This is a genomic window from Oligella urethralis DSM 7531, assembly GCF_000372065.1.
Classification (GTDB): domain Bacteria; phylum Pseudomonadota; class Gammaproteobacteria; order Burkholderiales; family Burkholderiaceae_B; genus Oligella; species Oligella urethralis.
Genome location: NZ_AQVB01000008.1, coordinates 73928 through 91286 on the forward strand (window position 1 = coordinate 73928; position 17359 = coordinate 91286).

Genomic DNA, 17359 nt, shown 5'->3' on the forward strand with positions numbered 1-17359 from the left:
TGTTATACTTTGGCTTAATCAATAATATTTTTATCTTTATACCCATGTAACTTATCGCTACCTCCTTTTTTGCTTTGTTTTTCTGTTGTTTAATAAAGCACAGTGGGTAGCTCATGGCGTCTTTATTTTTCCTTGCTGTTGGCTCTAGCTGCCTGCTGTGCAGAATTGGATTTCTGCATGTCTAATTTATATTCCACGTGGTTTTTTAATACGCGTCGAGATGTGATCTCGGGGCTCTTAGTTGCCTTGGCACTCATCCCTGAGGCCATCGCTTTTTCTATTATCGCTGGTGTAGATCCTAAAGTGGGCTTGTATGCTTCTTTTAGTATCGCCACCATTATTGCGTTTGTAGGTGGCCGCCCAGGCATGATTTCGGCTGCGACTGGAGCGATGGCGTTGGTAATTGTGTCTTTAGTTAAAGACCATGGGCTCCAGTATCTGTTAGCGGCTACTATTTTGGCAGGTTTAATTCAAATCGTAGCAGGTATGATTAAACTGGGTGCTTTGATGCGTTTTGTGTCTAAGTCTGTGGTCACTGGCTTTGTGAATGCTCTCGCTATTCTTATTTTCTTAGCTCAGCTGCCTGAGTTAAGGAATGTCACTTGGCATGTCTATGCATTGACTGCCTCCGGTTTGGCTATTATCTATCTACTACCGCGTATCACGACTGTGCTTCCCTCGCCTTTGGTGACGATTGTGGCGTTAACGGCTATAACGATGTGGTTTGGCATTGATGTGCGCACAGTTGGAGATATGGGAGAGTTGCCAAATACGCTACCTATTTTTCTTATTCCCGATATTCCTTTTACTTTAGAAACCTTACAGATCATCTTTCCTTACTCCTTGACCTTAGCGGTAGTGGGTTTATTAGAGTCGTTGATGACCGCTTCCATCGTTGATGACATGACAGATACCCCAAGTAATAAGAACCGCGAAAGTATGGGCCAAGGTATAGCAAACGTGGCTACGGGTTTTTTGGGTGGGATGGCAGGCTGTGCCATGATTGGGCAGTCGGTGATTAATGTGAAAGCGGGTGGTCGAGGTCGTTTATCTACCTTATGTGCTGGTGTTTTTCTACTGATTTTGATTGTGTTTTTAGGCGATTGGGTTAGCCAGATTCCTATGGCTGCAGTGGTTGCTGTCATGATTATGGTTTCGATTAGTACCTTTGATTGGCAGTCCGTTAAAAATCTGGTGGTGCACCCCAGAAGCTCTAGTGTCGTAATGATCGCTACAGTAGTCGTGACTGTGTGGTCGCATGATCTAGCAAAAGGCGTCCTAGTAGGCGTGCTGTTATCAGCCATCTTTTTTGCGCACAAAGTAGTGGATATATTATGTGTGCATAATTATCTTTCCGAGGATGGGACGTGCCGTATTTATAAAGCTAAAGGGCAGCTGTTTTTTGCGTCAGCAGGACAGTTTGTTGATAGTCTAGATTTAAATGAGCCTATCGAGTCAATACACATTGATTTGTCTGAGGCGCATATTTGGGATTTAACAGCAGTTGAGGCTTTAGAGAGGGTGCACACTAAGTTGAGTCATAAAGGGGTGAAAGTTTACTTTATTGGTCTGAATAAGCAGTCCCGTCGTATTATTTTACAACTGGCAAACGAGCCTAAAAAATTATTAGCGGTATCTCGTTAAGTCATTTATTTTAAAGAAAGAGCCTGATTTTATAGATCAGGCTTTTTTGTAGCAATTGAGAGCATTTCCACTATATTCGCATTATTGAAATAGCTGATATCTTTAAACACTGACCAACGAAGAAGTTATGAATGAGCTTCGGGTATCCCCTTTGCATTACGTGTATAGCAGCCGGTGAGGTCTGCCCTATTTGTCTTGGTCATCCCGTTACAGCGCACTGGGGCTATGCCTATCTTTTTAAGCTCGGTGACTCAGAAGAGGAAAAGTTAGCTAAGGTGAGCCTCAAGCTTAGCGGCTAAGGCTGTCTCATACAGTTGCTTGCGCAGCTTGTCTGTGAGTGCCTCAATGCTATCGCCATGGCTCGGCTGTGAATGTTCAGCCTCTGCATCATGCTTTTTGTTGAGTTTATACCTGTCATCCTTTAGCTGTTCTATCATTTTTGCTAACCATAACCATTTAATTGCATGAACCGTCGAAAAATTGTGTCTTGACGGTTCTATGTGAGTAAAGGGGCGCAAACTACATTCTATTTGATAAGCTTACGGATGGGGCTAAATGTGAAAGCTTAAACTATAATTGCAGTTAATAAATGAAATAAAGATAACTATTAACACCGCATTGAGATAATTATGACGAGTACACAGCAAAGAGAAGAATTACACCGCCGCATTTGGCAGATCGCCAATGATGTTCGAGGTTCCGTCGATGGTTGGGACTTTAAGCAATATGTTTTGGGGACATTATTCTATCGCTTTATGAGTGAGAATTTTGCTCGCTTTATTGAAGCAGGTGATGAGAGTGTCAATTATGCAGCCCTATCAGATGAGGTGATGACTAAGGAGCTCATTGAGGATTGTATTCGTGTAAAGGGTTACTTTATTTACCCCAGTCAGCTCTTTCAAAATGTGGTCAAAGATGCGCATAAAAATGAAAATCTTAATATCGATTTGGCCAATATTTTTGCTGCCATTGAAAATTCAGCCAATGGCTTTGAGTCAGAAAACGATATTAAAGGGCTCTTTGCGGATTTTGATACGGGCAGTAGTCGTCTAGGTAATACGGTTGCCGAGAAAAATAAACGTCTAGCGGCAGTATTAAAAGGGGTGGCGGAGCTAGATTTTGGGGCTTTTGAAGAGAACCAGATCGATCTCTTCGGTGATGCTTATGAGTTTTTGATTTCTAATTATGCAGCCAATGCGGGTAAGTCTGGGGGCGAATTTTTTACCCCACAAAGTGTTTCTAAGCTGATCGCTAAGTTAGCTTTGCATGGTCAGACTTCAGTCAATAAAATCTATGACCCGGCCTGCGGCTCAGGATCATTGCTACTGCAAGCGCAAAAGTATTTTGATGTGAGTAATATTGAAGAGGGCTTTTTCGGTCAAGAGATTAATCACACGACCTATAACTTAGCTCGCATGAATATGTTCTTGCATAATGTTAACTACGATAAGTTTCATATTGAGCGTGGTGATACCTTATTAAAACCGCGGTTTAAGGATGATAGACCCTTTGATGCGATCGTCTCGAATCCACCTTATTCAGTTAAGTGGCCAGGCACGGATGATCCGACTTTAATTAATGATGAGCGCTTTGCGCCAGCAGGGGTGCTAGCGCCCAAGTCTAAGGCGGATTTAGCCTTTATTATGCATAGCTTGAACTATCTATCCAGTAAGGGGCGCGCTGCTATTGTGTGTTTCCCCGGTGTGTTTTACCGGGGTGGGGCAGAAAAACAAATTCGTCAATATTTAGTGATCATAACTATGTAGAAACTGTGATTTCGATGGCGCCGAACTTGTTCTTTGGTACCTCCATTGCGGTGACGATCCTAGTGCTAGCAAAGAATAAAAGCACCACCAAAACCCAGTTTATTGATGCCAGTGAGTTATTTCATAAAGTCACGAATAACAATGTGCTGTTAGATGAGCATATTGAGAAGATCATGACCGTTTTTGATAGCAAAGAAGATATCGCACATTTTGCACAGAGCGTGGACAATGAAGTCATTGCTCAGAATGACTACGTGCTATCCGTCAGTAGTTATGTCGAGGCAAAGGACACGCGTGAATTAATTAATATTACTGAGCTAAATGCAGAGATTGAAGCGACGGTGAAAAGGATCGAGCAGTTACGTGCTGAGATTGATGCGGTGATACAAGAGATTGAAGCATAAGCGAAATAATTTTATACACCATGGAGAAAAATCGGGATTTCCGATTTTTCTACCAAAGCAACTGAATATCAAGCTTTTGCGCGCTGAAACGGGCGTAATCGTGGCGGAAATTGAGAGTGCATAGGAAAAGATAAGGGAAATGAATTTTTTAGAAAAGTTGTTGGATGGTGCTGAGGTTGAGTGGGTGCCTTTGGGTGATATAACTAGCTATGAGCAACCGACAAGGTTTCGTGTTGAGTCAACAGATTATAACGACGCTTATAAGACACCTGTGCTTACTGCTGGGCAAACTTTTATTCTGGGTTATACGAATGAGGTTGAAGGGATTTACGAAGCATCTGTTAAGCCAGTGATTATCTTTGATGATTTCACTACGGCTAACAAATGGGTGGACTTTGATTTCAAAGTGAAGTCATCAGCGATGAAAATAATATCGTCAGCTGATGAGTCTTTGGTTTTGACAAAGTATATTTATTACTGGCTAAATGTCTTACCGAGTGGTCTAGTAGAAGGCGAGCATAAACGTCAATGGATTAATTGTTTTGCGAAAAAAACAATCCCAATCCCATGCCCAGACGATCCTGCAAGGTCGTTGAAAATCCAGACAAAAATTGTCCAGATTCTGGACAATTTTACGGAGCTTACAGCGGAGCTTACAGCGGAGCTTACAGCGGAGCTTACAGCACGTGAGAAGCAGTATGAGTATTATCGAGATCATCTTATAAACTCTGCGAGTGAAGCTATAGGCTCATATGAGCTAAAAAAACTTGGCGATATTGCTGCTCTTTCTGGAAAACGTATAAGTTTCGAAGAGCTAGATGAGTCAACTTTTGTGGGCGTAGATAATCTTCTTCAAAATAAAAAAGGCAAAGTGAATTCCAATTATTTGCCGACGACTGGTAATCTCACTAAATACAAGAGTGGTGATATTTTGCTAGGAAATATACGACCCTATCTGAAAAAGATTTGGCATGCGGATAGAGAAGGGGGTGCTAGTGGTGATGTTGTAGTGATTCAGCTAACAGATAAGTCGGTTAATAGTCGTTATATCTATCATGCTTTATCGTCCGATAAGTTTTTTGACTACAACATGCAATATGCCAAAGGTGCAAAAATGCCACGTGGAGATCGGAGGAAAATCTTAGAGTTCGAAATCCCAGTCCCACCCCTCGGGGAACAAGAACGTATCGTCTCCATTCTCGATAAATTCGATACCCTGACGACCTCAATCACAGAGGGCTTGCCCCGTGAAATTGAATTACGTCAAAAGCAATACGAATATTATCGTAATATCCTTTTAAGCTTCAATAAACTAGAAGAGGCCTAGTGCCACACCTTGAGGAAAGTTAATGACAAGTCATCAGGCCATTGCAGAATCGAATAATTTTATTATCCTAAGTAAGCTTCAGCGATCCTACAGCATCGATGGTAGCTATCAGTCTGAAGCGCAATTAGAAAGTCAGCTGATCAAAGACTTACAACAACAAGGTTATGAGTACTTGGCTAATATCAAAACGTATGAAGATATGTTGGCTAATGTGCGCCTACAGTTACAAAGCTTGAATCAGCTCACTTTTAACGATAATGAATGGCAACGCTTTGTCACGGAGTATTTGGATAAACCGAGTGAGGGGCATCTTGAGAAGTCCGCAAAGGTGCATCATGACCATATCCATGACTTTAGTTTTGATGATGGGCGTCGAGCCAATATTTATCTCTTTGATAAAGATAATATTTCCCGCAACAAGCTGCAAGTTATTAAGCAGTTTGAGCAACAAGGAACGCGCCTAAATCGCTACGATGTGACGATTCTTGTCAATGGTTTGCCGATGGTACAAATTGAGCTAAAGCGTCGTGGCGTAGCAATTCAGCAGGCCTTTAATCAGGTGAATCGCTATAGCCTGGAGAGCTTCAATAGTGAGAACTCACTCTATAAATATTTGCAGCTTTTTGTGATCAGTAATGGCACCTATACTCGCTATTTTGCAAACACCACGAAGCGCAATAAAAATAGTTACGACTTTACTATTGAGTGGGCGCTTGCCAATAATCAGGCGATTAAAGATCTACAGCATTTTACCGCAAGCTTTTTTCAGAAAAACACCTTACTTAATGTGTTGCTACGCTACGCTGTTTTTGATAGCACACAGACGCTATTAGTGATGCGCCCATATCAGATTGCGGCAACCGAACGTATTTTATGGAAAATTCAAAGTGCCTATCATGCCAAGAACTGGTCTAAGCCTGAGAGTGGTGGCTACATTTGGCATACCACTGGCTCAGGTAAAACATTAACCAGTTTTAAGGCCGCACGCTTAGCCACACAGTTAGACTTTATTGATAAGGTCTTCTTTGTGGTGGATCGTAAAGACCTCGATTACCAGACGATGAAGGAGTATCAAAGCTTTGCGCCTGATAGTGTGGATGGCTCGCGTAATACCGCACAACTAAAGAAAAATATTCAGAAACTTAACGATAAAATCATCGTAACCACCATTCAAAAGCTGAATAATCTGCTTAAGGATGACGAGAAATTAGCGATCTATGAGCAACAGGTAGTCTTTATCTTTGATGAGTGTCATCGTAATCAGTTCGGTGAGGCGCAGCGTAATATTAAGCGCAAATTTAAAAAGTTCTATCAGTTTGGTTTTACAGGTACACCGATCTTTGGCGATCAGCGTGATGAACAGGGTGCCTTAATCCGTCGCGGTAATGCCTTGGATAATCACAACACCACGGCGAAAGTATTTGGTGAATGCTTACATACCTATGTCATCACCGATGCGATTAATGATCAGAAGGTGTTGCGATTTAATATTGACTATAACGATGTGAGGCCGCAATTCAAGGCGATTGAGAGGGAGCAAGATGAGCAAAAGCTAAGTGCCCATGAGAGTAATGCCGCCTTTTTGCACCCTTTACGCATTAAGGAAATTACCGAATATATTCTCGCTAATTACCGTCATAAAACAGCTCGCCAAAAGCTAGGACAGCAGGGGTTTAACGCCATGTTTGCCGTAGCGAGTGTGGACGCTGCTAGGTTGTATTATGAAGAGTTTAAGCGCCAGCAAGAGGACGTTGAAAACCCATTAACAGTGGCTACCATCTACTCCTATGCTGCAAATGAAGACCTTGAAGCTGTGGGTCAACTGCCTGACGAGGGCTTTAACACCACTCGCTTACAAAGCAGTGATAAAGAGTTTTTAAGTGATGTGATTGCTGACTATAATGCGCAATTCAAGACTAACTATAGCATCGACGGACGGAGCTTTGAGGATTACTATAAGGACGTGGCTAAGCGGGTCAGAGAGCGTGATATCGACCTCTTAATCGTGGTTGGTATGTTTCTGACGGGTTTTGATGCCCCTACTTTAAATACGCTATTTGTTGATAAAAATTTACGCTACCATGGCCTTATTCAAGCCTTTTCACGTACCAATCGTATTTACAACAGCACCAAGGCCTTTGGTAATATCGTCACCTTCCGCGACTTGGAGCAAAATACCATTGATGCCTTGGTGTTATTTGGTGATAAAAATGCCAAAAATATTGTGCTTGAACGTAGTTTTGATGAGTATATGTTTGGCTTTGAGGATCCGCTCACAGGGGATTCCAGTCCTGGCTTAGCCGAGGTGATTAAGCAGTTAACGGCGCAGTTTCCAGAACCGACGAATATCATTTTAGAAAAGGAAAAAAAGCGCTTTGTTGAGCTCTTTGGTAGCTATTTACGTATTGAGAATATCTTACGCAATTACGATGAGTTCGTTGCACTTAAAGATTGGCAAACCATTGATGTCGATAATCCTGATGCGGTCGCACAATTTAGGGAGGAGCATTTTCTCAGCGAAGAGAGCTTTGCGCGTATTCAGTCGGTGACAGTTAGTTTGCCAAGTGAGCGTGAGGTTCAGGATTATCTTTCGACGTATAACGATATTCGTCAGTGGTTTGCCAGACAAAAAGAGGGTGAGCTGTCTGGGGAGGGCGAAGTCGATTGGGATGAGGTCGTCTTTGAGGTGGATTTATTAAAATCGCAAGAGATTGATCTAGACTATATCCTCGGTCTACTGCTAGCACATAATCAGCAGCATCAAGATAAGCAGGCGGTGATTGAGGAAGCACGCCGCTTGATTAGTGCGAACTTTAGTGTGCGCGCCAAAGAGACACTGTTAGTGCATTTTATTGAGCAAGTGGATCTAAATGGGCTCACAGAAAAAGAAGATATTATTGAGGCTTTTTATCATTTTGCCCAAGCCGAACAAAAGCGTGATGTTAGAGAGCTGATTCAAGAGGAGGGCTTAAATGAGCCCGCAGCTAAGCGCTATATCCTCAACTCCCTCAGGCGTGGCTACGCCTCAGAAAGTGGCACTGAGTTAAACCAGGTCATGCCACGCATGAGCCCCTTAAACCCTCTGTATTTAGCCACTAAGACACGCATCCACACCAAGGTGCAGCAACTTGTGGAGACTTATCACGGTGCGGGTGGGGATTTGTAAGTAGTGAGGACGTGGTGCCCATGCACGACGTCCGCCATTTACTAGCAGCTCACCCCTCTTTGCACCCAACAACTACATTAAGAAAATAGTCGCTAAGCCCAAGAAAATAAAGAAGCCTAAGGAGTCGGTCGCAAAGGTGAGTAGGACCGATGAGCCCAAAGCAGGATCCTTATTAAAGCGATCACGAATCATCGGAATCAGTACCCCTAACGTAGCCCCTAATTGCATATTGAGTACCATGGCGGCTGCCATCACCAGGGCAATTTTGATGGAGCCGGAAAATATCCAGGCAAAGGTACCAGCAATTAAGCTACCCCCTAAGCCCACGCAGGACGTGACGAAGAGCTCACGACGGAGCAGGGTGCGAGCGTTTTTCTGATTCACGCGGCCTACAGCCAGTGCACGAATCACCATGGTCATGGTTTGGTTGCCCGAGTTACCGCCTATCCCCGCCACAATCGACATTAGGAAGGCAAGAATCACGATTTGACTGACCGTGCCCTCAAAGCGAGAGGCAACCACCGACGCAATAGAAGCGGTGATCAGGTTAATTAAAAGCCAGGGAGCACGGTTAGGAATGGCTCGGCGAATGGGTACGAAAATATCCTCTTCCTGAAGACCGGCTTGTGATAAGGCATGCTCATTCGAGTCCTCTCGAATCACGTCAACAATGTCGGTAATCGTTACCCGACCAATGAGGGTTTGCTCCTCATCAATCACTGGGGCGGAGACTAAGTCATAGCGTTCGAAAGCAGAGGCCGCCTTGCTGTCTTTGGCTTCAGCTTTAAGTGAGAGATAATCCGTTTGCATCACCTCGGTGACTGATTTTTCCGAGTCATTGACCAATAAGCTACTTAAGGATAAAACCCCTTTGAGCTTGTTATTTCTATCGACCACAAATAGTTGGTCAGTATGCTCGGGTAATTCACCCAGCATGCGTAGATAACGAAGTACAACCTCTAAGGTCACATCCTCGCGCACACGTACAACCTCAAAGTCCATGATGGCACCCACGGTACCCTCAGGGTAACCAAGGGCAGAGCGTAATTGCTCACGCTCTTCATCGCTCATGCTTTTTTGAAGCTCTACCACCACCTCCGGCGGTAAGTCAGGAATCAAGTCGGCAAGCTCGTCGGCATCTAAGTCTTCGGTTGCGGCCAGAATATCATCCTGGTCCATTTCCGCAATCAATTCTTCACGGACCCAGTCATCAACCTCTAATAGAATATCCCCGTCATGATCGGCATGAGCCGCATTCCAGATCTTGATACGATCCTCAGACGGTAGGGATTCAAGAATAAAAGCAATATCGGCAGGGTGAAGGTGATTAACCAAATCGCCTAATTCGGCCTCATGCTTACGCTTTAAGACCGTTTGTACGAGTTCCGCACGATCGGAGGAGCCCTCTTGTTGCGATAAAACATTTTCAACTAAGGCTTGCTTTTTTAAAAGCTCCTTAATTTGTTCAATGATTTGTTGCTGATGCTCGCTGTCAAGTTGCTTGGGCACGTTGATCATCACTGCTTCAGCCGGCTCACTTTGGGCATCGTGATTATCGCTCGCAGTGTGTTCAAGCTCCTCGGTTGGCATGCCAGGTACTTGCTCTAAGGTATTTTTATTGTTGTCTGTATGCTTCGTCATTAATACAATAACCTTTATAAATATCGGTGGTGTGGGCGCGCATTGTTCTTAGAGCTGCTGTCTAATCAGATTGCCAAAGTCCTCTTCAATCGATTTGGTAGAAGCGATGATATTACCGCTTTGGGGCCAAGGCTCTTTTTCATAAATATCACTGACCGTACCGCCCGCCTCACGTACTAGGATGGTGCCGGCACAGACATCGTAAGGGGCCAATCCCATTTCCCAATAACCATCAAAGCGCCCGCAGGCAACCCAGGCCAAATCTAAGGCGGCTGAACCCAAACGTCTAATGCCACGGGTATGGTGCATTACTTCCTTAAAGCCTCTCATGTAAGGCGTTTCAAAGGAAAAATCTCTAAAAGGCACACCGGTCGCTAAGAGGGCATCTTCCAGGTGTTTGGCTTGGGAGGTATAGATGCGCTGACCATTTAAAAAGCAACCATCCTGATAAATGGCACTGAACATCTCCTGACGATTAGGGTCATAAACCACACCGAGAATGGGTGTGTTAACCTCAAGCGGCGGTGTATTAGGAATAAGCACCGTGCCAGCGCGTGCCACTAAACCAATTGAAACCGCATAATGCGGTATCCCGTGAAGAAAATTGGTGGTGCCATCTAAGGGGTCGATAAACCAAGTATATTGGGACTCATCTAGATTAGCTGAGGTGCCGCTCTCTTCAGCCACAATGGCAATTTCTGGTGTGCGCTCGCGCACCACTTGTAATATTGCTTGTTCGGCATCTTTATCGGCTTGGGAGACTAGATCGTTGCGGGATTTGTAGGAAATTGATAATTTGCTATGATCCTGAGCATAAATGTTCAGAATAGAAGCCGCTTCCTTAGCTGCGCTTGTAGCTGTTTCAAGCGCATGGTAAAAATCCACTTTAAAATCTTGCATGACGATGTTTCCCTAACCTGTCAAAAGGGCGTTGACTGTTTTAAATAGACTTTGGTGCAGATACGCTGCGCCGCTAGCAGAACAAACCATAAGTATACTACAAGGCTATTACGGCTTTTTTAAAGATTTAAATTATTTCCCTTATCCCTTATCCTAATCCTTTATGCGTAAAGAATTTCACTTATTTCCGGCGAGGCTGACGGTCCAAGAATCGGCCTTGAGCATCGCTAGCGAGCTGCAGAATGTGCGTGTAGATGAGACTTGGCTGCACCAATGGCAGCTACGTCTTGATACACAATGGCCGGAGATTGAAGGTGCGCTGCGGCACCAGGCTGCGATGCAAATCATGCTAGAGGGGGAGTGCGCTATCGTATTACTACCCTTACTGTTGGCGCAAGCGAGCAACTGTAAAAGGCATGTTTTATGCAGTGATAATGTGTATTTAGCCGCAGCGGATTGGCAACAGCTAGAGCAGTTTTATCAACAAAGCGGTCTTCATTCCAAGGCACTAGATGCCGTATTTGCCTGCTTGCGTCAACGCTGGCCTTTAGCTTTGCCAGGCGTGCATCGCTTGGATGCGGAGGATGGTAGCTATAGCGTGACGCTAGGGCTAGGTGAGCCGGCCTTTATGCAACAACAATGGCTTTGCTCCATTGATGTTTTTGTGCGTGATGAGAGCGGGCAGCAAAGGCAATGGCCGTGGGTATTACGCTATGCGGCAGCGGATTGTTTTTTTGTGATGCGTCCTGAGTTGCTTGCGCGGGAGGATTTTAAAGAGGCGGCTCGAAAAGCTGGTATGCAGCTAGTGGGGGCTAGAGGCCGTCGAGCGCATTTGCAAGGGCAGCCGCCCACTTTGAATCAGCAGCGGTGCATGGCGATCGTCGGTGGCGGGATTGCGGGGGCCGGTATTGCGATGGTGATGCAGCAACGCGGTTGGGAGGTGACGGTATTTGATCCGAGCTTTGCCGAGTCGAATGCAGCTAAGCATCGACATCATATCGCTGCGGCTATGACGCCTTTTATTTCCGTGGATGATAATCATAAATCTCGTTTAAGTCGTAATGCTTTATTGCGAGCTTTACATCACTGGCGAGATTTTCCAGATGAGGTGATTTTATCTCGTCGCGGTAATGTGGAGATAAATCGGGATAAGGGCTATGGCAAGGATATTAGCTTGGCGGTGGAGAGTTTGGGCTTTCCCGAGGCATGGGTGCGGCGTTTAGCACCGGCGGAAGTATCGGCTTTGTTGGGTTTTGATTTGGCCGAAGAGGGTGTTTTTTGGCCGCAGGCGCGCATTATCAGTCCTGAAAACTTGCTGCGGCATATTTATAAAAGCTTTGACTTAAGGCAGTGTAGTGCACGCGTTGTTTCTGTAAAAAAGTGTGCCGCAGCGGGTGTGTGGACGCTTTATGACGAAGCAGAGCAAGCCTTGGGTGAGTTTGAGCAGGTGGTTTTAGCTAATGCTGCTGATTGTTTGGCGATTTTAGATAAAAGTCAGTTGTTGCAGCGTGCTAATGCGAGCGGTGAATTAAAAGCAGCGATGCCAAAAATCGCCTCCACTTTGCACTGGATGGGGGGCGAGGTGATGCATGTGGCAGCCACGCGTTTAAAACAGGTGCCACACGTAGGCTTGGGTGGTCAGGGCTATTTTTTACCAGCGACGGCCGATGGTTTATGTGTTTTAGGCAGTACCTATAGGCATGGGTTGCGTGATCCGGGCTTAAGTCATGAGGGACAAGCAGTGATTAAAGCAAAAATTCCTGTAGACCTAAGTGAGCTTGAGCTGTCAGCGCAACCTGAAGCAGGGTGGTCGGGTGGTAGAGCGGTGGTGCAGGGGCGGCTGCCGGTGATTTGTGAATTGGACTATGCCAAGGGCTTGTGGCTGGCGGTAGCCTATGGTTCGCATGGTTTAACGTGGAGTTGCTTTGCTGGTGACCTGATCGGTGCCGCCTTGGACGGTGAGCCGATACCCCTCGAAAAAGAACTGTATAAAGCGATAGGCCTAAGGTAGTGTGAAGTCTGCTTTTTATATGATCGTTTTTTTAAATGTCATATAAAAATGGGGCGCTATTTTAATCCTATTTAGCGGTAAAAATCAAATTCGGTTTAAAAATTTGGAAAAAAAAGCCATAATAGAAGACTATCAGTGGACAATTAGCAGCGCCAAGTCCGCAAATTACTTAAATCAATAAAAGAGAATTGCGTGATTCAATTTGATAAATTAGCCCTAACAACAAAAGAAACTCATACTGCCGAATTTACGACGGATTACAAAGACTATGTATTGCGTATCGTGGCACAAGCCCCTGGTGTATTTAGAATTTGTTGTGGTTCTTTAAAAGCCCTAAATCTAGTTGAGTCTAACGAGCGTCTTAAAACCCGCGCTGAGCTCTCAGTCGTTCCTTATGATCAAGTGGCCGAGTTGCTAGTAGTTGCGCAGGAGGATGGTTGGCTCTTTGCACAGCGTGATTATGCTTTGTCATTGAAAACGCAGCCTTTTTCTTTGCAACTACTAAAAAGACCTCAGCTAGATGATGCTGTTAATGAGGACTTTAGCACTGAGCAGGAAGCGGTGGCAGCCTTTGCTGAGGCAGAGGTTTTACTTCAAAGCGCGCACAATTATGCTGAGCCCTTTGTGTTTGATGGTTCGTGGGCCTTACTGTTGGATTTGCCGGCAGAGCAGGCTGTCTATGGCCTAGGCATGACAGAGCAGAGTTTTAATCGACGCTCAGAGGAGTTTGTCTCTGATCAGGCGGTTTTCAATTTTTCACCTCTCGCTTGGAGCACAGCGGGTTGGGGGCTATATCTTAATGGCTTGGATCGTTCCGTGCATAGTGTAGGCACAAAAGATGATGCCACGAGCTATCAGTTGCGTACGGATAATCAATGCTTTGATTTGTTTTTATTTGCTGGTGAACCATTGGCGATTTTTGACCAATACACGACCTTGACGGGGCGTGCTGGACAGCCACCCTTAGATGCCATGGGCGTTGGTTTAAAGCAGTTGGATGGGCAGCCAGATGAGGCGTTTTTGCTATTTGCAAAGCAGTTGCGTGAGCATGATATTTCTCTTAACACTTTGGAGTATGCTTGGCCGTCGATGCTGCGAATTGATAGTGATAGGTTAAATCTCGATTGGAATACGGATCGTTTGGGTGATAATACACGTGGCTTTTTTGATGCGCTCAAAGAGGACCATTGGCATGCGGTGCTACCAACTTTTCCAGCGATACCAGTGGGCACACATCTATTTGATGAACTGCAGGATCGGGGCTGGATGATTATGGACGCTGAGGGTGATGCATTACGTTTCAGCGGCTCTAAGCATACGGGCCAGCAGGATTATGGTTTATTAGATCTCACGTATAAGGACGCCTATCATTTCTGGCGTGATAGGCATCAGCAATTATTAGAGCATGGGCAGTCTTTAAAAACGGCTACCTCCGTTTTCACACTGCCGGATGAGGCTTGCGGTCGTCATAATGAAGAGGGGGCGCTGCTCCGTACGTTATTCCCTACCTTGATGGAGCAAGCACTATACGATGGTATTTCTGCCACTAGCACGCCGCCAGAGGGTGTGGTAGTGCATGATCAACTGACGATTGCCGCCCAGCGTAGACCCTATCTAGAATTGGCGCCTTTTGAAAATTCATGGGCGGGCTTAAATCAGCTTTATCGCAGTTTAATTAGTGCACAAAATAGCAGTGTGCCCTTTGTGTCACACGTAATTGGGCGTGCTGGTGATGAAGCAATGTCGCCCGAGCTCTATTTGCGCTATTTGGCACTGTCAACCTTTAGTGCTAACTTTGCTTTTCACGCAGAGGTGGAGCAATTACCAATTTACTATGATGAAGCAACGCAAAGCCTGGCTAAGCAATGGCTTGGTCTGCGCTATCGCTTAATTCCCTATGTCTTGGGTATTATCGAAGAGGGTGTGCGTGGTGGTCAACCGGTGCAAAGTTCCATGCCTTTAGCCTTTCCAAAGGACACCACGGCCGCAGCTTTTGACCATCAGTTTTTATTTGGTCCTGCGGTGCTAGTGGCGCCGATTCTTGATGATACAGGTACCACCCTGGTGTATTTACCGGCTGGCGAAGCTTGGTGGGATTTAAACACCGGTGAGCGCTATGAGGGTGGGCAGACCTTAGAGTACAGTTGCGGCTTAGAAACGATTCCAGCCTTTGGTCGCGAGGGTCATATGTTGGCTGTGGGGCCGACGATTGCGCATTTGGGCGAGATGAACTCAGCGCGTCTACTGGATGAAATCTGGTTATTTGGTATGCCTATTCATAATCCAGTGGTTATGCGTAATAAAATCCGCGTGATGCAAATGCAGGGCTCTAGCTACATTAAGGGGCTAGAGGGCTTAAAGATTCTGCACACGGATGAGCTGGAAGTAAAACGTCGCGGTGCCGAGGTCCGAATTTCTCCAGTGCGTTAGCAGGGGACTGCAATGAGTTCAGCTTATCGGCCGTTGCTCGCCATTGTGTTGCTGGTCGTTTCGACTTGGGCCTTGTCGACACAGGAGGCGAGCGGCAAGTGGGTAATGGAGCTAGGCTTACCTCTTTTTGTGGTGATGTTCGTGCGCTACGCCGTGCACGTTGTGTTGGTGTTGGCGCTTACGTGGTCCAAGATGGGGATAAGGGTTTTTCGTAGTCATCACTATGCGATGCAAATTATTCGCGGCAGTACCTCCTTATTTGCTATCTTAACGATTTTTATGGCCTTGTCTTATCTGCCACAGGCAGAGACAACGGCGATTTTCTTTTTGGCGCCCTTACTGGTGTTATGTATTGCACCATGGTTTTTGGCTGAGCCCTCGCGCTGGTATCGCTGGTTGGCAGCCTTTGTTGGCTTTGTCGGGGTCATGGTGATTGTACGTCCCAGTGCTGGCTTGCATCCCGTGGGCGTGATTTATGCCTTAATCGGCGCTTGTGTCATTGCGGTGCAGTTTTTATGTACTCGCAAGCTTGCTGCTGACCACTCAATGACAACGCTATTATGGACAGGTCTGGTTGGTTTGCTAGGCGGCTTGATCTTAATACCCTTTAAATGGCATGAGGGGGTGGCGGTTTTAAGTGACTTTGCACCTTGGCAATGGCTGTTACTGCTTAATATAGGTTTCTGCGGTACCTTTGGTCATTTACTGCAGATTAAGGCCTATCAGCATGCGCCGGCTTCTTTGCTTGCGCCTTTTAATTATTTACAAATTCTTTCCGCTGCAGTTCTGGGTCTATTGATTTGGGGAGATTTTCCAGATGCTTGGGCTTGGCTTGGTATTTTGATTGTTTGCGCGAGTGGAATTGTGGTGACGATTGTTGAATGGCGTAACAATCAAGGGGTGAAAAAGCTCGTGCAAGGTATGATTGAGGGCAAGTAGGGGGGGGTTAGCCTGTGTTTGCATGATGCTGTTGATGCCATAGTGATTTGTTGTGGTTTTTTAACAAAAAAGCGACTTTTTAAAAATAAATGGATTTAGGTGTTGACAGAGGTCCTATAATCATTCATAATTTAAATCTTTCGGGGCTGGTAGCTCAGTTGGTAGAGCAGCGGACTTTTAATCCGTTGGTCCCGGGTTCGAGTCCCGGCCAGCCCACCAAAAATTTATAGTAGTATCAATGACTTAGCCGCTTATTTAAGCGGCTTTTTCTTTGGTTGGCGGCTTTAAATCATCAAGGGGTGACCAAAAGGTGAGCACAGATGAGTATTCTGCCAGGTGAGAAGCATTGAGGTGAGCATACTTTTTAACCATTTCCAATGTTTCACAACCGCCCATTTCCTTCAGGACAAATAAAGGCGTTCCGGCTTGGACGTGCCAAGAGGCCCAAGTATGCCTTAAGTCATGAAAATGAAAATCATCCAGCCCAACTGCTTTTGTGGCGGCATTGAACGACTTATAGTTAATCGTTTTGGGATTTTGACCCGTTGAATCTCTTACAAAGACCCAACGGGGATCATCTCCTTGGCACGACTTTAAAACAGCGCAAGCATCGTCATTTAATGGAATGGGCCTAGCCTTTCCTGATTTAGTCTTGTCAGCAGTTAACCAGGCAACCTTTTCGTTTAAATCAACCTGTGACCACTCAAGCGATAATATTTCATTCGCACGAGCGACGGTCGATAAAGCAAAAATTACCGCATTTCTCATCCAGCGCTGACTCAGTTGCTGAATTAGCAGTTGAGCCTGTTCCCTAGTTATCCACCCTCTCTATGTCAGGATAGTTGTCACCCTGAGACTTTTGCATAAAAGCAGTTAAATACCGGATTTCTGTTCTACTTGGAAATTTTTTGATTTTTTTTGGAAATTTTCGACAAATTTCACCCCGCTTTTATCGATAAATGCCTGTTTTTTAGACATTTATCTGCCTAATTCTGCCTTTTAGGCAAAATTAGGCGCAACTATCCTAAGCTTATTGGCAGCTTTTAAACAATTGATGCAAATCGCTTTCAAAAGCGACTGCGCATGCACCTTGACGAGACCAAAATAGCCTGCCCGCTTATGTTTGAATTT

General features: G+C 45.2%; 10 protein-coding genes, 1 tRNA gene and 1 pseudogene. 8 read left to right on the top strand and 4 right to left on the bottom strand.

Annotated elements, in window-relative coordinates; genetic code table 11:
* Positions 1–177: 177 nt before the first annotated feature.
* The gene (locus tag A3GA_RS0106325; protein WP_018026554.1) at positions 178–1644 is read left to right on the top strand and encodes a SulP family inorganic anion transporter; all 1467 of its coding nucleotides are present in this window, start codon (positions 178–180) and stop codon (positions 1642–1644) included.
* 266 nt (positions 1645–1910) lie between these two features.
* Here the strand turns inward: A3GA_RS0106325 and A3GA_RS12185 are convergent, their stop codons facing one another.
* Positions 1911–2081: a hypothetical protein gene (locus tag A3GA_RS12185; protein ID WP_018026555.1), complete on the bottom strand. Its 171-nt coding sequence runs from the start codon at positions 2079–2081 to the stop codon at positions 1911–1913.
* A 192-nt stretch (positions 2082–2273) separates the two neighbouring features.
* On the opposite strand from A3GA_RS12185, the pseudogene A3GA_RS11415 reads away from it, so the two are divergent.
* The 3 genes and pseudogenes from A3GA_RS11415 to A3GA_RS0106345 all read left to right on the top strand — a co-directional run bounded on the left by A3GA_RS11415 (position 2274) and on the right by A3GA_RS0106345 (position 8307).
* Positions 2274–3814: pseudogene (locus tag A3GA_RS11415) on the top strand (type I restriction-modification system subunit M).
* A 139-nt stretch (positions 3815–3953) separates the two neighbouring features.
* Entirely contained in the window at positions 3954–5141 is a 1188-nt protein-coding gene (locus A3GA_RS0106340) for a restriction endonuclease subunit S (protein ID WP_018026557.1), read from the top strand.
* Between the two features lie 22 nt (positions 5142–5163).
* The gene (locus A3GA_RS0106345) at positions 5164–8307 is read left to right on the top strand and encodes a type I restriction endonuclease subunit R (protein WP_018026558.1); all 3144 of its coding nucleotides are present in this window, start codon (positions 5164–5166) and stop codon (positions 8305–8307) included.
* A 72-nt stretch (positions 8308–8379) separates the two neighbouring features.
* Here the strand turns inward: A3GA_RS0106345 and mgtE are convergent, their stop codons facing one another.
* A complete protein-coding gene (gene mgtE, locus A3GA_RS0106350) occupies positions 8380–9897 on the bottom strand; it encodes a magnesium transporter (protein ID WP_113063072.1) in 1518 nt (505 codons plus the stop codon).
* Positions 9898–9996: 99 nt separating this feature from the next.
* Positions 9997–10848 (bottom strand): inositol monophosphatase family protein, encoded by an 852-nt coding sequence (locus tag A3GA_RS0106355; RefSeq protein ID WP_018026560.1) that lies wholly within the window; start codon positions 10846–10848, stop codon positions 9997–9999.
* A gap of 163 nt (positions 10849–11011) precedes the next feature.
* Here A3GA_RS0106355 and A3GA_RS0106360 point away from each other — a divergent pair, with 163 nt between their 5' ends.
* The 4 genes from A3GA_RS0106360 (at position 11012) to A3GA_RS0106375 (ending at position 16447) form a co-directional block, all read left to right on the top strand.
* A complete protein-coding gene (locus A3GA_RS0106360; protein ID WP_051052499.1) occupies positions 11012–12859 on the top strand; it encodes an FAD-dependent oxidoreductase in 1848 nt (615 codons plus the stop codon).
* A 192-nt stretch (positions 12860–13051) separates the two neighbouring features.
* Positions 13052–15289 carry a TIM-barrel domain-containing protein gene (locus A3GA_RS0106365; protein ID WP_018026562.1) on the top strand — a complete coding sequence of 746 codons (2238 nt, stop codon included), beginning with the start codon at positions 13052–13054 and terminating at the stop codon, positions 15287–15289.
* A 12-nt stretch (positions 15290–15301) separates the two neighbouring features.
* Complete coding sequence (locus tag A3GA_RS11420; protein ID WP_018026563.1) at positions 15302–16228, top strand: DMT family transporter; 927 nt, start codon at positions 15302–15304, stop codon at positions 16226–16228.
* Positions 16229–16371: 143 nt separating this feature from the next.
* Positions 16372–16447, top strand: a tRNA-Lys gene (locus A3GA_RS0106375).
* A gap of 36 nt (positions 16448–16483) precedes the next feature.
* On the opposite strand, the gene A3GA_RS11425 is transcribed toward A3GA_RS0106375, so the two are convergent.
* Entirely contained in the window at positions 16484–17047 is a 564-nt protein-coding gene (locus tag A3GA_RS11425) for a site-specific integrase (RefSeq protein WP_256595233.1), read from the bottom strand.
* Positions 17048–17359: the final 312 nt, after the last annotated feature.

Excerpts from the sequence above, each read along its gene's own strand:
- A3GA_RS12185 (WP_018026555.1), bottom strand. The coding sequence starts at position 2,081 with ATGATAGAACAGCTAAAGGATGACAGGTATAAACTCAACAAAAAGCAT.
- A3GA_RS0106325 (WP_018026554.1), top strand. The coding sequence starts at position 178 with ATGTCTAATTTATATTCCACGTGGTTTTTTAATACGCGTCGAGATGTG.
- A3GA_RS0106355 (WP_018026560.1), bottom strand. The coding sequence starts at position 10,848 with ATGCAAGATTTTAAAGTGGATTTTTACCATGCGCTTGAAACAGCTACA.
- A3GA_RS0106345 (WP_018026558.1), top strand. The coding sequence starts at position 5,164 with ATGACAAGTCATCAGGCCATTGCAGAATCGAATAATTTTATTATCCTA.
- A3GA_RS0106360 (WP_051052499.1), top strand. The coding sequence starts at position 11,012 with ATGCGTAAAGAATTTCACTTATTTCCGGCGAGGCTGACGGTCCAAGAA.
- A3GA_RS0106340 (WP_018026557.1), top strand. The coding sequence starts at position 3,954 with ATGAATTTTTTAGAAAAGTTGTTGGATGGTGCTGAGGTTGAGTGGGTG.
- mgtE (WP_113063072.1), bottom strand. The coding sequence starts at position 9,897 with ATGCCAACCGAGGAGCTTGAACACACTGCGAGCGATAATCACGATGCC.
- A3GA_RS11420 (WP_018026563.1), top strand. The coding sequence starts at position 15,302 with ATGAGTTCAGCTTATCGGCCGTTGCTCGCCATTGTGTTGCTGGTCGTT.